The following is a 15,429-nucleotide window of genomic DNA, read 5'->3' on the forward strand; positions in this document are numbered from 1 at the left end:
TAATCCCTATAAAATTCGTGTGAGTGCTTATTTCGGGTCGGGCAGGCCGAGGATGCGCTTGGAGATGATGTTGTTCTGCACCTCCTGCGAACCGCCATAGATGGTCGTCGCCTTACCGCCCAGCCAGGAGCGCACAGCGCCCAGTTCTTCGGCGGTGAAGTCGTCGCCTTCCCAGCCCAGACCCTGATGGCCCATGAGCTCGATGGTCAGTTCAGCGCGATCCTGCATCCAGCGGGTGCCCGCATTCTTCATGATCGAGGTGGCCGCCGAAGGCCCGGAATTGGCCTTGGATTCGACCATGGCGCGCATGGCGGTCAGCTGGAAAGCGCGACCGTCGATCTCGTTCATGATCACGCGGGTGCGCAGGTCGGAGTCCGACAGGCGGCCCGACTCGTCGGCGCCCACATAGTCCTTGGCCAGCTTCACCAGCGAACGACCACCCAGGCCGCCGCCGCCGCCGGCGCCCGACAGGCCCGAACGCTCATGCTGCAGGAGGCGCTTGGCCACCGTCCAGCCGCCGTTGACTGGGCCGACCACCTGGTCCTTTTCGACGCGGACGTCGGTCAGGAAGGTCTCGCAGAAGGGCGAGTTGCCGGCGATCAGCGGGATCGGGCGGACTTCGACGCCGGGGACATCCATCGGGAACAGCACGAAGGAAATGCCCTCGTGCTTCTTGGTGGTGTCGGTGCGCACCAGGCAGAAGCACCACTGGGCCCACTGGGCGCCCGAGGTCCAGATCTTCTGGCCGTTGACGATGTAATGATCGCCCTTGTCTTCGGCGCGGGTCTGCAGCGAGGCCAGGTCAGAACCGGCGCCCGGCTCGGAGAAGCCCTGGCACCATTGCAGTTCGCCCTTCACGATGGGCGGAATGTGCTGCTGCTTCTGGGCCTCGGTGCCGAATTCCAGCAGGGTGGGGCCGAACATCATCACGCCCATGCCGCCGATGGGGTTGTAGGCCCCCACGCGGCCCAGCTCCTGCTGGATGATGCGCGCATGCGCCGGGGTCAGACCGCCGCCGCCATACTGGGCCGGCCAGGTGGGAACGCCCCAGCCCTTTTCGCCCATGGCCTTGCGCCAGGCGTCCATGTCCGGGGTCGGTTCAGACCGCTCTTCGCGCATCATCATGCTCCCCTTGCCCTTCAGGGACTTGGGGAAGTTGGCTTCGATCCAGTCGCGGGCTTCCGTGCGGAAGGCGTCCAGATCAGAGCCGCCAAAATCAGCCATTAAAATTCTCCTTGAAAATCAGTCGTTGTAATCATTTCGACGGCGCAGCGTCCGGCAGGCCGAGGATGCGCTTGGAAATGATGTTGTTCTGCACCTCATTGGACCCGCCGTAAATCGAGCCCGCCTTGCCGGCCAGCCAGCCGCGGACAGCGGCCAGCTCTTCCTCGGTGAAGTCTGCGCCCTCCCAGCCCAGACCCTGATGCCCCATGAACTCCAGGGTCAGCTCGGCCCGATCCTGCGCCACCTTCATATTGGCGTTCTTCATGATCGAGGTCGTGGCCGAAGGACCGGAATTCCCCTTGGCCTCCAGAGCCGCGCGCTTGACGGTCTGCTGCAGAGCCTTGAGGTCCATGTCGTTCATGACGATGCGGGTGCGCAGGTCGAGATCGGCCAGCCGGCCGTGCTCGTCCTCGCCCACATACTTCTTGGCGATGACGCCGAGGGCTTCGCGCTTGCCGCCTTCACCGGCCCGGCCGCCCATGCCGCTGCGTTCATGCTGCAGCAGGCGCTTGGCCACCGTCCAGCCGCCGTTCAGCGGGCCGATCAGGTTTTCCTTGGGCACCTTCACATCAGTGAAGAAGGTTTCGCAGAAGGGCGAGGAGCCGGCGATCAGGCGGATCGGGCGAACCTCGACGCCGGGCTGATGCATGGAGAAGACCACGAAGGAGATGCCCTCATGCTTCTTGGTCTGATCGGTGCGCACCAGGCAGAAGATCATGTCCGCCCACTGGCCGCCGGAGGTCCAGATCTTCTGACCGTTGACCAGCCAGTGATCGCCCTTGTCCTCGGCCTTGGTCTGCAGGGCGGCGAGGTCGGAGCCTGCGCCCGGTTCGGAGAAGCCCTGGCACCAGCGCACCTTGGCCGTGGCGATGTCGGGAATGTACTTCTTCTTCTGATCCTCGGTGCCGTATTCCAGCAGGGTGGGCCCGAACATGCCCACGCCCATGCCGCCGATGGGGTTCCAGGCGCCCAGGGCGGCCATTTCCTGGTTCAGGACCCGGGCTTCCTGGGGCGAGAGCCCGCCGCCGCCATACTGGGCCGGCCAGGTGGGAACGCCCCAGCCCTTTTCGCCCATCCGGTCGCGCCAGAGCGCCATGTCGCCGGTCAGTTCGACGCCGCCGGCCATGGCCCGGGTCTGGGCTTCGGTATCATGGGCCAGGGACTTGGGGAAATTGGCGTTAAGCCATTCACGCGCCTGGGTCCGGAACGCGTCCAGATCAGCGCCGCCAAAGTCAGCCATGAATATTCTCCCTTAAATTCATTATGTTATCATTCATTATAGCATGAAGTTCGTGGCTCGGGGAGTCGTGCGCTTACTTCGGGTCCGGCAGGCCGAGCACCCGCTTGGAGACCACGTTCAGATTGATTTCCGAGGTTCCGCCCTCGATGGAGTTGCCCTTGGACCGGAGCCAGGCGCGAACCAGATTCAGTTCACTTTCGTCATAGGCCTCGCCGGCCCAGCCCAGACCCTGATGGCCGAACGCCTCGATCATCAGTTCATTGCGGTCCTGAGCGATCTTGGCCCCGGCGTATTTCATGATCGAGGTGGCGGCGCTGGGTCCGGCGTTCGACTTGGCCTCGTCGGCGGCGCGGCGGACGGTGAGCTGGAAAGCGCGGGCCTCCATCCGATGCTCGATGATCCGGCGGCGCAGGTCCTGGTCGGCGATCCGGCCGGTCTCATCGAGGCCGACATACTTCTTGGCCGCATCCTCAACGCTCATCACCGCGGCCGGCGCGCCGATATTGCCGCCGCCCAGGCCGGCCGAAATATTGTCGCGCTCGAACTGCAACAGCCGCTTGGCCACCGTCCAGCCGCCGTTCAGCGGGCCAAACAGCTGGTCCTTGGGCACCTTCACATCGGTGAAGAAGGTCTCGCAGAAGGGCGAGCCGCCGTTGATCAGCAGGATCGGCCGCACCTCGACGCCGGGGCTCTTCATGTCGATCAGGAGGAAGGAGATGCCCTCATGCTTCTTGCTGGTATCGGTGCGCACCAGGCAGAAGCACCAGTCGGCGAGGTTGGCGCCGGAGGTCCAGATCTTCTGGCCGTTGACCAGATAGTGGTCGCCCTTGTCCTCGGCGCGGGTCTGCAGCGAGGCCAGGTCAGAGCCGGAGCCCGGCTCGGAATAGCCCTGGCACCAGCGGACTGAGCCGGTGACGATGCCCGGCATATGCTGCTTCTTCAGCGCCTCGGCGCCGTATTCCAGCAGGGTCGGGCCGAACATCATCACGCCCATGCCGCCGATCGGGTTGCGGGCGCCGATGGCGGCCATCTCCTCGGCCAGCACCCGGGCCTCCTGGCGCGACAGACCGCCGCCGCCGTATTCCGCCGGCCAGGTGGGGACGCCCCACCCCTTGGCGCCCATGGCCTCGCGCCACTGGCGCGCCTCGGGGCTTTCCTTGCCGCCGGCCGCCGCGGCGGTCTGGGCGGCGGTATCGCCCTTGAGGGCCGCGGGGAAGTTCGCGCTCAGCCAGGCCTTGGCCTCGCCGCGGAAGGTGTCGAGATCGCCGCCAAAATCAGCCATGGAAATCCGCCTTTGCAAAAAATCGTCCGGAGTGTCCGCCGGCCGAAAATGCGACCGGCGGCCCTGCGCAACCGCCTATTTCGGGTCGGGCAGCCCCAGAACACGCTTGGAGATGACGTTCAGGTTCACTTCGCTGGTGCCGCCCTCGATGGAATTGCCCTTCGAACGCAGCCAGCCCCGGGTCGCCAGAAGCTCGCCGGGCTTGTAGGTCTCGCCGTCCCAGCCCAGGCCCTGGTGGCCCATGGCTTCAATCATAAGCTCCGACCGGTCCTGGGCGAAGCTGGCTGCGGCGTACTTGATGATGGAGACCGCGGCGCTGGGGCCGTTGCTGGCCTTGGCCTCGGCCGCCGTGCGGCTGATGGTCAGGCCCAGGCACTGCATGTTCATCTTGTTCTGGGTGATCCGGCTGCGCAGATCGGTGTCGGCCAGGGCGCCGCTAGCGTCGAGGCCGAAATAGCTCTTGGCCACCTCAGACAGGTCGCCCGCCGTGCCGCCGGCCCCGCCGCCGCCGCCGAAGCCGCCGGAAATGTTCTGGCGTTCATATTGCAGCAGACGCTTGGCGATCTCCCAGCCGCCATTGACCTTGCCCACCAGATTGCCCTTGGGGATCTTCACGTCGGTGAAGAAGGTCTCGCAGAAGGGGCTCTCACCGCTGATCAGCTGGATCGGGCGGGTTTCCACGCCCGGCGTGCGCATGTCGATCAGCACGAAGGAGACGCCCTCGTGCTTCTTTGAGGTGTCGGTCCGCACCAGGCAGAAGCACCAGTCGGCCTTGTCTGCGTAGGAGGTCCAGACTTTCTGGCCGTTGATCAGCCAGTGGTCCCCCTTGTCCTCGCAGCGGGTCTGCAGGGAAGCCAGGTCAGAGCCGGCGCCCGGCTCGGAATAGCCCTGGCACCAGCGGGTCTCGCCCTTGATGATCTTGGGCAGGTGTTCCTGCTTCTGCTCTTCGTTGGCGTATTCCAGCAGGACCGGACCCAGCATCCAGACCCCGAACGAGGCCAGCGGCGTGCGGTAGCGGCCGGCGGCCAGCTCCTGGTCAAGGATGCGGGCCTGGGCGGGGCTCAAGCCGCCGCCGCCATACTGGGTCGGCCAGGTCGGCGCGGTCCAGCCCTTAGCGCCCATCTTGCGCATCCAGGCGATCTGCAGGTCGTCGGAGTCGAGGAAGGCCTGACCGCCCCACATGGCCTCGGGGTCGACCTTGGCCTTCGGATCGCGCAGCTCAGCCGGATAGTTGGCCTCCAGCCAGGTGCGGACGTCGGCCCGGAAGGTGTCGAGGTCTGCGCTGCCGAAGTCGGCCATAGCTGTCTCCCAATCATGGAACCGGATTTTGCGCGCCACATTAGCGCTGAGCGGACGCAGGGCAAGCCGCCTTGCGAACACGTGTTTGAAGCCTCATCGGCGCCGTCCTTAACGAATCCAGTCTATATACGGGCCGACTCTTCATCAGGACGCTCCGCTTCATGAGGCTCTTGCGCGAACTGCGGCCCGCCGGCCTGGCCGCGGCCCCGCTGACGGGCGCCATCCTCACCCTGGCCGCCGGGGTCATGCTGGTCGTCTCGGCGGCGACGCCGTCGGTGCCCAACCGGTTCCTGCTGCTGGCCGAGCTGGCGCCGGTCATCCTGATCGAGCTGTCCCACTTCCTGTCCAGCGTCCTGGGCCTGATCCTCATCTTCCTCGCCTTTGGCCTGCGCGCCCGCCTGGACGCAGCCTGGATCGCCACCATGGTCGCCCTGGCCGTGTCCTTGCCGCTGACCCTGCTCAAGGGCATCGTCTGGGAGGAGACCGCCTGGCTCGGCGCACTCCTGCTGCTGCTGGCCCCCTTCCGCGACGCCTTCACCCGGGAGGCCCGCCTGTCGCGGATGGAGATCACGCCGGGCTGGCTGGTCTCGGCCGCCGCCCTGGTGCTGGGGGCGGGGCTGCTGGGCCTGTGGTCCTTCCAGAACGCGGACTATGGGCATCGCAGCTGGATCAGCGTGATGGTCGAGGACGACGCCGCCCGCGCCATCCGCGCCTGGGTCGGCGCGGCGCTCGGCCTGCTGGCCTTCGGCATCTGGCGGTTGTTCGCCTCGGCCGCGACCCCGCGGGTGGTCACACCCCATGACCAGGACTTCCAGCAGGTCCGCGCGATCCTCGCCTCGGCCCAGGCGGCCGAGCCCGCCTCCAATCTGGCCCTCCTGGGGGATAAGCGGTTTCTCTTTTCCCAGAGCGGCGAGTCCTTCCTGATGTTCGGCGTTCGCGGCCGCTCCTGGATCGCCCTCGGGGCGCCGGTGGGCCGTCGTGATGAGCGTCTTGAGCTGTTCTGGCGCTTTCGGGAGATGGCCGACGCCCACGCCGCGCGACCCGGAATCTACGCCCTGGGCGCCGACGATCTGCCCGAGGTGGTGGAGCTCGGCTTCTCCCTGCAGAAGATCGGTGAGTCCGCCGTCGTGCCGCTCGAGACCTTCTCGGTGGAGGGCCGCAAGCGCGGCAATCTGCGCCGGGCCTGGCGCAAGGCCGGGGAGGAGGGCGCCACCTTCGAGGTGCTCAGCCCTGCGGCGGTTCCCGCCGTGCTGGAGGAGCTGCAGCAGATTTCCGACGAGTGGCTGGACCATCACGCCGGCGGCGAAAAGCGGTTCACCATGGGCGCCTTCACCCCGGCCTATGTGGCGGAGTTCCCCATCGCCCTGGTGCGCCAGGACGGGAGGATCGTGGCCTTCGCCACCCTCTGGACCACCAGTGGGCGCACCGCTTTCTCCATGGATCTGATGCGCTATTCGGACGCCGCGCCGAAGAACATCATGGACTACCTGTTCGTCGAGCTGATCGCCTGGGGCAAGGCCCAGGGCTATCAGGCCTTCGAGTTCGGCATGGCCCCGCTGGCCGGCCTGGAAGACCGTCCCTTCGCCCCGATCATGTCCAGGGTCGGCCGCCTCCTCTATGAGCGCGGCGAGGAGATCTATAATTTCCAGGGCGTGCGCCGGTACAAGGACAAGTACGACCCCCTGTGGCAGCCCCGCTACCTGGCGGCGCCGCACAAGTGGGCCATTCCTCTGCTGCTGGCTGATGTGGGCCTTTTGTCCTCCGGCGGCATGGCCGCGCTGGCCAAGCGACCGCGCAAGGCTGAGTCCCGTCCTGAGGGCGGAACCGTCGAGGCGGCTGAGGCTCTACACTCAAAGACTTGAGTGCGTTTTGATCCGACAACCGGTTACCACTTATCGGAACGCGCCCTAGAAGCGCGTGGGGCCGGTGGAGACCCCCATCAGATTGACCAGGTGGACCAGCACCACGATCAGGCCGGCGGCCCCCATCAGCATGATGAACCGGTAGGGCACCAGCCGCGGCCCCCTTCGGAAATCCGGTGGCCGCGCGCCCATCCAGCCGCAAAAGAGGGTCAGGGCCAGCAGGGCGGCGCCGAGGGCCAGGGTCACGGTGAGGTCCATCTGCGACGCCGTAGCGCAGCGGCGGGCTGGGCGCAAACAGCGCCGTTTACCCTTCGTTAACCCTCTCGCCCCCTGTTGCAGGCTAAGGGTTTCCGCGTGCGGCCCGTCATCCACAGCTCATCGCGGCAAACGCTATATCTAGCGTTAACCTTGCGTTTACACCCCAAGGTTCGGTGGCTAGCGTCGAATCGGCGGGTAGGAGATCGATTCGAATGAGCGTGGCGACGCCATGGAGCGTCAAGGGCATTGACCCGAAGGCTCGGGAGGTCGCGAAGGACCTGGCCCGGCGCTCGGGCATGACCTTGGGCGAGTGGCTCAATCGAATGATCCTGGACGATGAGGGCCCGGAGGACGCCGTCTCCGAGGCTGATATCGCACGTCGCCCCACCCCCCTGTATTTCGAAAGCGCCCGCCGCACGGAAGACGCGCCGCCGCGCGTCGAAGCCGCCGAACATCCGGCCGACGAAATGGGCCGCATCGCCCTGGCGCTGGACCGGCTGAGCGAACGTCTGGAAGTTTCGGAGAGCCGCACGGGTCTCGCCGTGTCCGGTGTCGAGCATTCCGTGCGCGCCGCCCTGGCGCGGATCGAGGCGGCGGAACGCGAGCACATCGCCGTGGCCGCCCGCTTCGAAGGCGCCGTCGAAGGGGTGTCCAGCGAGCAGGCGCGGATCGCCGAACGGCTGCGCCGTATGGAGGCTGAGGCCGCCGGCCCCCGCTCGGCCGAGGCCCTGCGCGCCCTGGAGGGCGCCGTCGCCAAGGTCGCCAACCATCTCTATGACGGCGAGACCCGCACCCGCGAGGCGCTGGGCGCCATCGAGGCCCGGGTGGATCGCGTCGAGGCCCAGGGCGGATCTGAGTCGCCGGGGCTGATCGAGGAAGTCGTCGGCCGCGTCTCGCAGCGGCTGAGCGAGGCCGAGACCCGCACCGCCGAGGCGCTGGAGAGCCTTCGGGAGTCCTTCGCCCATCTGGACGGCCGGATGCAGTCGGTGGAAACGGGCGAGGCGCCGGGCATCGACCGTCGGCTCGAGGAGATGGCTGCGCGGCTCACCGAGCGGGTCGAGGCCGCCCGTGTGGAGATGACCCAGAAGCTCCATGCCGCGGCCGACGGCCGCTTCGACCGCATGGAACGCCGGCTCGGCGAGATGACCAACCATGTCCGCGCCGCCGAGCAGCGTTCGGCCCAGGCGATCGAGGCCATGGGGCGCGAGGTGCTCAGCATGGCCGAGAATCTGAACCGCAGGGTCCAGACTGCCGAACACCACAGCGCCCAGGCCATTCAAACGGTGGGCGGCGAAGTCGCCCGCATCGCCACGGCCATGGAGACGCGTCTCGGGCGGTCAGACTCGCTGCACGCCGAGGCGCTGGAGCGCCTGGGCGGCGAGATCGCCAAGATCACCGAGCGTCTGGGCGAGAAGATCGCCACCGCCGAGCGCCGGTCGGCCCAGGCGATCGACGATGTCGGCGACCAAGTGGCCCGGGTCACCGAGCGCATCAGCAGCCGTCAGGACAGGGCCGCCGAGGAACTGTCCGAGCGGATCCGTCTCAGCGAGGAACGCACCGCACGCCTGCTGGAAGAGGCCCGCGAGCGGATTGACCGGCGCCTGGCCGACGTGCCTCGTGAGGTCGAGACGCCCGCCCCATCCATCTCGTCCGCCCCGGCGAATCCTGTCGCCAGGGACGACTCGCCCTTCGGCCTGGAGGACTTCGCCGGCTTCGGCGCCCGCGAGCCGCGGTCTGAGTCGCTGACCCGCCAGGCCTTTCCCGACGCCGACGACAGTTTCCCCACGCCCCAGGCTTTTTCTGTCGAAGCCGAGCGCCCCCCCCTGTCGCACGAGGACTTCGAAGCCGCCGACGGTTTCGCGCCGCCGCCGCCCGCCGAGAGCCGTCGCGCCGCCCCCCTGCCGGTGGTCGAGCCCGACCCGTTCGCCGATCCGGAGCCCCCGGCGCCACGGCGCGCCGCGCCCGAAGTCGCGGCCCCGGCGCCCCAGCTCCGCGCGGACTTCGAGGACGACTTCGGCTTCGAGGACGAGTCAGAGTTCGTCACCCCTTCGCCGGCTGCAAACCGCGCCGCCACCACCCCGCAGGCCCTGTCCACCCGCGAGGTCATCGCCCAGGCCCGGGCCGCGGCCCGCGCTACGCCTGCGGTGGAGACCAAGGGACGCAAGGCCAAGGACAAGGGTAAGCCTAAGCCGGCCGCTGAGCCCAAGGATGCCGGTGGCTCGCTGTTCAGCAGCTTCTCCGTCCGGCCGAAGAAGCGCGCCAGTTCCACCCTCCAGACCGCCCTGTTGATCTCTGGCGGCGCGGCCTTCCTCGGCATGGCGGCTGGCGGCATGGTGCTGATCGGCGGCGATCCGTCTGGCGACCTCCCTGCCCGGGTGGCTCAGGCGGTGTCGGCCGGACGTACGGCCCCCGATGAACTGGCCGGCCTTGAGGCCGATGGCGTCAGTCCTCGGGCGGCGGTCGCCCTGTCGACGCAGCCGGCCTTGGGCGACGAAGACACCGGCCCCACAGGCCAGATGCGCGACGACTTCCCGGCCCTCTACGCCGAGGCCGTGCGTCAGGTGGAAGAAGGCGCCGCGGGCGGCGTCGACGAAGTCCGCCGGGTGGCCAATCTAGGCTACGCGCCGGCCCAGTTCTATCTCGCCAAGCTGTATGAGAACGGCGGCGCGGGCGTGGCCAAGGACATGACCGAGGCCCGCCGCTGGACCGAGCGCGCGGCCCAGGGCGGCGACCGCAAGGCCATGCACAATCTGGCCCTCTACTATTTCGAAGGCCAGGGCGGGCCGAAGAACTCCACCACCGCGGCTCAGTGGTTCCGCAGGGCGGCCGATCTCGGCCTGGTGGACAGCCAGTACAATCTCGGCCGCCTCTACGAAGAAGGCTTCGGCGTCAGCCAGAACGCCGCCGAGGCCTACAAGTGGTTCATGATCGCCGGCCGGGCCGGCGACAAGGACGCTGCGGCCAGCGCCGAGCGGATCAAGGACTCCCTGACGCCCGCCGCTCAGGCCGTGGCCGAACGGGCCGCCAGCGCCTTCCGCCCCACGGAGGCCGCGGCGCCGGTGGCCGCCGCCGCCGCGGGCGTGTCGCCCCAGGCTCTGCAGACCGCCCAGCGGGCCCTCTCGCGCCTCGGATACTACCAGGGCCCCACCGACGGGACCGCTTCTCCGGCCCTGCGCCTTGCGGTCGCCGCCTATCAGCGCGATCAAGGACTGGCCGCCACCGGCGCCCTCGACCAGACGACGGTTTCCAAGCTCTCCGTCTTCACGCGTTGATCGGCCAGGGGCGGACCAACCGCTTGGACGCCTTCGGGGCGTCCCCAGATCTGTGAGGCGCTGAAGGCGTGGACATCTACCTGCCCATAGCAGAGGTCTCGGTGAACGCCGGGATTCTCGTGCTGCTCGGGGCGGTGGTGGGGTTCATCTCCGGCCTGTTCGGCATTGGCGGCGGCTTCCTGATGACGCCGATCCTCCTGTGGATGGGCATTCCGCCGGTGGTGGCTGTGGCCAGCGAGGCCAACCACGTGGCCGCCTCCTCGGCCTCCAGCGTCATCTCCTACAGTCGCAAGCGCCAGGTGGACTTCCGCATGGGCGGGGTGCTGGCCGCCGGCGGCGCGGTGGGCGCCCTGCTGGGGGTGGAGGTGTTCCGCTGGCTGCGCCTGATGGGGCAGGCAGATCTGGTGGTCTCGCTCTCCTACCTGATCTTTCTGGGCCTGATCGGGGGGCTGATGCTGGTGGAATCGGTGGGCTCGGTGCTGCGCCAGCGCCGCGGCCAGCCGCCGGCCAAGCGCCGGGACCGGCGGCCTGTCTGGCTCTATGGCCTGCCGTTCAAGGTCAGATTTCCCCGCTCCAGGCTCTATATTAGCGTCATTCCGCCCGTGATTCTGGGGGTTTTCGTCGGTATTCTTTCGGCCATCATGGGGGTCGGCGGCGGCTTCATCCTGGTCCCGGCCATGGTCTACATCCTGCGCATGCCCGCCGGCGTGGTGGTCGGCACCAGCCTGTTCCAGATCATCATCACCACATCCCTGGCCAGCATCCTGCAGGCTGGGCGCAATCAGTCGGTGGACATCGTCCTGGCCACGCTGCTGCTGCTGGGCGGCGTCCTAGGCGCCCAGTTCGGCGCCCGGGCCTCGTCGCGCTTCCGGGCCGAAGAGCTGCGCGCCCTGCTGGGTCTGATCGTGCTGATCATGGGCCTGCAGATGGGGCTGGTGCTGTTCATCACCCCGGAGGATCCGTTCATCCTGGTGGGGAGCGGCAAGTGATGGTCACTCCCGCCCTGCCGCCGCCGGCCATCGTCGCCCCGGAGCCCGGTCCCACGGTGTCCGCCGCCCTGACCGACGCCAATGTCCGGGTGACCTCGGCCTTCTCCGGGGCCCAGATCGTCCTCTATGGGGCGGTCTTCGATCCGGAGACGCGGCCGTCCGACGTGGTGGTCATCGTGCGCGGGCCAGACCAGCCTATCCGCATCGCGCGCAAGGTCCGGGTGGCTGGCCTGTGGGTCAATTCCCGCCCTGTGGTGTTCGAGGGCGCGCCTGGTTTCTACATGGCCGCCTCCTCGCGACCGCTCACCGAGATCGCCAGCTTCTCCACTCTGCGAAGGCTCGGCGCCGGCATCGACCATCTGCCCATGAACGCGCCCGAGGAAGAGCGGATCGAGACCCGCTACGGGGTTCGCGACGTGGTGGTCAGCCGCTTGGGCGGCGACTATCTCGAATGGCGTCGGGCGGTGATCCGCCTGAAGGAGAAGGCCAGCCTCTACGCCACCGACCATGAGGGCGTGCGGTTCGTCGACCGGGGCCTGTTCCGGGCCGAGATCGACCTTCCCACCTCGGCCCCCATCGGCGAGTACCAGACCGAGATCATCCTGTTCCAGGACGGCGAGCCGGTGTCCCGTCGGGCTCGCACCATCACCGTGGAGAAGGCGGGGCTGGAGCGCTGGCTCTTCCTGTTCGCCAATGAGCAGCCTTGGCTGTACGGCATCGTCTCGGTCCTGATCGCCCTGACGTCGGGTTGGCTGGCCTCGGTGGTCTTCCGTCGGCGCTGAGCCCTATTAGTCGCTCGTCAGCGAGCGCCATCCCACCGCATGCACCCGGTCACGGCCCAGCGCCCCGGCCAGGGGCGGACGGGCGAACAGGCCGGCGAAGGCCGCGTCCTTCACGTTCAGTCCCCCGGCATAGGCTCCGAAGGCCGGCAGGATCATCCGCGTTCCGTCCGTGGCGAAGCAGCGCCTTCGCACCGTACCGCGGCCTGAACTCACCCGCGCGCAGGGGTGCAGGTGGCCCGACAACTCGCCGGGCTGCTCGCCGGGCTCAGGCTCATGGCGCAGGACCAGAGCTCCCAGGGTCATGGTCTCGACCACCTGGCCGGGCAGGCGGCGGGGACCATCGGCGTCGTGATTGCCCACCAGCCAGATCAGGGTGCGGCCCTGCGCCAGCGCCACCAGCCTTGCGGTGTCGTCGGATGAGAGGCGGTCCTCGGCCCGGCCGTCGTGGAAGCTGTCGCCCAGGAAGATCACCACCTGCGGCTCAAGGCCCGCCACCTCGGCCTCCAGGCGGTCGAGGGTGTCGCGTGTGTCATAGGGGGGCAGGAACTGGCCGCGCATGCCGTAGGCCGAGCCCTTTTCGAAGTGCAGGTCGGCGACGATCAGGGCCTGGTGGGCGAGGTCGAGCAGGGCGCCAGAGGCCCGCATCCGCAGGGCCGCGCCCATGATCTCCATCTCCAGCCCGCCGCAGGGACTCTGGGCGAAGGCGTAGGGGGCGGGGGCGGGCGTGCGGGCGAGGGCGGTCATGAACTGGCTTCGGCGATCAGGTCTTCGGCGGCTTCGGCCAGGATCATCTCGCCGGCCGCGCCCGGCACCCGTTCCTTGCCGATCTCCAGCAGCATGGGGACCGAAAAGGGCGAGAGGTGGTCGAGGACGGCGTGGCGAATCTTGCCCTGGATACGGGCCAGCATATGGCCAACCCGGGCCACGTCGATAAGGCCGGTGGCCGCATCCTCCCGGGCGCAGCGCAACAACAGGTGATCGGGCTCGTGCCGGCGCAGGACGTCATAGACCAGGTCGGCCGAGAAGGTGACCTGTCGCCCGGACTTCTCGGCGCCGGGGAACCGCCGCTCGATCAGGCCCGCCAGGATGGCGCAGCCTTTGAAAGACCGCTTCATCATGTAGCTCTCCGCCAGCCAGTCCTCGAGGTCATCGCCCAGCATGTCCTGGTCAAACAGGGCGTCCAGATCGACCCCGTCCATAGGGTTGAGCGACCAGACCGCCAGGGCGTAGTCGTTGCAGACAAAGCCCAGGGGCGCAGCGCCCATCCGCTCCAGCCGCCGGGTCATGAGCATGGCGAGTGTGGTGTGGGCCAGCCGGCCTTCGAAGGGATAGCAGACCATGAAGTGGCGTTTGCCACGGGGAAAGGTCTCCACCAGCATCTCGTCCTCGGCCGGGATCAGCGAGCGGTCCCGCTGCAGCTCCAGCCATTCACGCACATCGGCCGGCAGGACCGACCAGTGGGCCTGGTCGAACATCAACTCGCGCACCCGTTTGGCCAGGAAGGTGGACAGGGCGAACTTCGAGCCGCCCCAGGAGGGCAGCTTGGGATCGCTGGCCGGCGCCGGGGTGACCAGCACATCGAGGGCCGTGACCCCCATCAGCCGCCAGACCTGGCCGGCGAAGATGAAGGTGTCGCCAGGCTCCAGGGCCTCCAGATAGCCCTCTTCCACCTCGCCCACCTTGCGCCCGGCGCGGCCCCCGCGGCCGGCGATCCGGACGCTGAGCACGGCGGGCGAGAGGATGGCGCCGACGTTCAGCCGATGGCGCAGGATGGTGTCGGCGTTGCGCGCCCGCCACAGCCCATCCTGGCCCTTCACAATCCGGCGGAACCGGTCATAGGCGCGCAGGGCGTAGCCGCCGGTGGAGACGAAATCGACCACCTGCTCGAAGTCCTCCCAGGCCAGCGCCCGGTAGGGGCCGGAGGTGCGGATCTCGTCATAGAGGGCGAGTGCGTCGAAGGGCTCGGAACAGGCGCAGCCCATGATGTGCTGGGCCAGGATGTCCAGGGCGCCCACCCGGGGCGGATCACCGTCGAAGCGATTCTCGGCGATGGCTTCGCGGGCGGCCTGGCATTCCAGCATCTCGAAGCGGTTGGCCGGCACGAACAGGGCGCGGCTGGCCTCGTCCATCCGGTGATTGGCCCGGCCGATCCGCTGCACCATGCGCGAGGCGCCCTTGGGCGAGGCGAGCTGGATCACCAGGTCCACGTCGCCCCAATCGATGCCGAGGTCGAGGGTGGAGGTGCAGACGACGGCCCGCAGCTCCCCCCGGGCCATGGCCGCCTCCACCTTGCGGCGCTGCTCGGCGGCCAGCGAGCCGTGGTGCAGGGCGATGGGCAGGGCGTCTTCGTTCAGCCGCCACAGCTCCTGAAAGGCGAACTCGGCCTGGAAACGGGTGTTGACGAAGACCAGCGCCGTACGGGCCTTCTTGATGACCTCATAGACCTCGGCCATGGCGTGCTGGGCGGTGTGGCCAGCCCACGGCACCCGACCTTCGGACAGCAGGACCTCGACGATCGGCGGCGTGCCGGCTGGACCCAGCACCAGATCGACAGCCGGCGGGGCGTCATCGCGCTCGCCCGCGTGAAAGCCCATCCAGCGGCGGATGACGTCGGGATCGTCCACCGTCGCCGAGAGGCCCACCCTTCGCAGGTTGGGGCTGAAGGTCTGCAGGCGGGCGATGTCCAGAGCCAGCAGGTCGCCCCGCTTGGTGGAATGCAGGGTGTGGATCTCATCGAGGATGATGCAGGACAGGTCCTCGAAATAGGCCCGCGCCCCTTCCCAGGCGCAGAACAGGGCCAGCTGCTCCGGCGTCGTCAGCAGGATGTCCGGCGGCTTGACCCGCTGGCGCTGACGCCGCGCCGCGCCGGTGTCGCCGGTGCGGGATTCCGCCACGATGGAGAGGCCCATCTCGCGGATCGGGGTGGCCAGGTTGCGCTCCACATCCACGGCCAGGGCCTTCAGAGGCGAGATGTAGAGGGTGTGGATGCCCCGCGGCGTATTGGCCGGCGGTCGCTGCGAAAGCTCGATCAGGCTGGGCAGGAAGCCCGCCAGGGTCTTGCCCCCGCCGGTCGGCGCGATCAGCAGCGCGTCACGGCGATCCCTCGCGCGGGCGACCATCTCCAGCTGATGGGTCCGGGGCGCCCAGCCGCGCGTGGCGAACCAGTCGGCGAAGGCGGCCGGCAGCAGGTCGGCGGGGAGGGCGGCGTCATCGGCCATAGA

The 15,429-nt window shown here is 68.3% G+C and carries 11 protein-coding genes; 4 read left to right on the forward strand and 7 right to left on the reverse strand.

What is annotated here, in order from left to right:
* Positions 1-27: 27 nt before the first annotated feature.
* The 4 genes from Q8N19_RS08525 to Q8N19_RS08540 all read right to left on the reverse strand — a co-directional run bounded on the left by Q8N19_RS08525 (position 28) and on the right by Q8N19_RS08540 (position 5,045).
* A complete protein-coding gene (locus tag Q8N19_RS08525) occupies positions 28-1,224 on the reverse strand; it encodes an acyl-CoA dehydrogenase family protein (protein ID WP_305589697.1) in 1,197 nt (398 codons plus the stop codon).
* A 31-nt stretch (positions 1,225-1,255) separates the two neighbouring features.
* Positions 1,256-2,464 (reverse strand): acyl-CoA dehydrogenase family protein, encoded by a 1,209-nt coding sequence (locus Q8N19_RS08530; RefSeq protein WP_305589699.1) that lies wholly within the window; start codon positions 2,462-2,464, stop codon positions 1,256-1,258.
* A 73-nt stretch (positions 2,465-2,537) separates the two neighbouring features.
* Positions 2,538-3,746, reverse strand: a complete 1,209-nt coding sequence (locus Q8N19_RS08535) for an acyl-CoA dehydrogenase family protein (protein ID WP_305589701.1) — start codon at positions 3,744-3,746, stop codon at positions 2,538-2,540.
* Positions 3,747-3,821: 75 nt separating this feature from the next.
* Positions 3,822-5,045, reverse strand: a complete 1,224-nt coding sequence (locus Q8N19_RS08540; protein WP_305589703.1) for an acyl-CoA dehydrogenase family protein — start codon at positions 5,043-5,045, stop codon at positions 3,822-3,824.
* Positions 5,046-5,206: 161 nt separating this feature from the next.
* Here Q8N19_RS08540 and Q8N19_RS08545 point away from each other — a divergent pair, with 161 nt between their 5' ends.
* A complete protein-coding gene (locus Q8N19_RS08545; protein ID WP_305589705.1) occupies positions 5,207-6,907 on the forward strand; it encodes a GNAT family N-acetyltransferase in 1,701 nt (566 codons plus the stop codon).
* Positions 6,908-6,952: 45 nt separating this feature from the next.
* Here the strand turns inward: Q8N19_RS08545 and Q8N19_RS08550 are convergent, their stop codons facing one another.
* Positions 6,953-7,165, reverse strand: a complete 213-nt coding sequence (locus tag Q8N19_RS08550; protein ID WP_305589707.1) for a hypothetical protein — start codon at positions 7,163-7,165, stop codon at positions 6,953-6,955.
* A gap of 212 nt (positions 7,166-7,377) precedes the next feature.
* Between Q8N19_RS08550 and Q8N19_RS08555 the strand changes: the two genes are divergently transcribed.
* The 3 genes from Q8N19_RS08555 (at position 7,378) to Q8N19_RS08565 (ending at position 12,208) form a co-directional block, all read left to right on the forward strand.
* A complete protein-coding gene (locus Q8N19_RS08555; RefSeq protein ID WP_305589709.1) occupies positions 7,378-10,437 on the forward strand; it encodes a peptidoglycan-binding protein in 3,060 nt (1,019 codons plus the stop codon).
* A gap of 68 nt (positions 10,438-10,505) precedes the next feature.
* On the forward strand, positions 10,506-11,426 hold the full coding sequence (locus Q8N19_RS08560) for a sulfite exporter TauE/SafE family protein (protein WP_300577670.1): 921 nt from the start codon (positions 10,506-10,508) through the stop codon (positions 11,424-11,426).
* Positions 11,426-12,208, forward strand: coding sequence for a TIGR02186 family protein (locus Q8N19_RS08565; RefSeq protein ID WP_305589711.1), 783 nt, complete (start codon positions 11,426-11,428; stop codon positions 12,206-12,208). Before Q8N19_RS08560 ends, Q8N19_RS08565 begins: the two co-directional genes overlap by 1 nt.
* 6 nt (positions 12,209-12,214) lie before the next feature.
* On the opposite strand, the gene pdeM is transcribed toward Q8N19_RS08565, so the two are convergent.
* Positions 12,215-12,952, reverse strand: a complete 738-nt coding sequence (pdeM, locus tag Q8N19_RS08570) for a ligase-associated DNA damage response endonuclease PdeM (RefSeq protein WP_305589713.1) — start codon at positions 12,950-12,952, stop codon at positions 12,215-12,217.
* Positions 12,949-15,426 carry a ligase-associated DNA damage response DEXH box helicase gene (locus tag Q8N19_RS08575; RefSeq protein WP_305589714.1) on the reverse strand — a complete coding sequence of 826 codons (2,478 nt, stop codon included), beginning with the start codon at positions 15,424-15,426 and terminating at the stop codon, positions 12,949-12,951. Before Q8N19_RS08575 ends, pdeM begins: the two co-directional genes overlap by 4 nt.
* Between the last annotated feature and the right edge of the window lie 3 nt (positions 15,427-15,429).

Origin of the sequence: Phenylobacterium sp. (assembly GCF_030693405.1) — a bacterium.
In the GTDB taxonomy this organism is placed as follows: domain Bacteria; phylum Pseudomonadota; class Alphaproteobacteria; order Caulobacterales; family Caulobacteraceae; genus Phenylobacterium.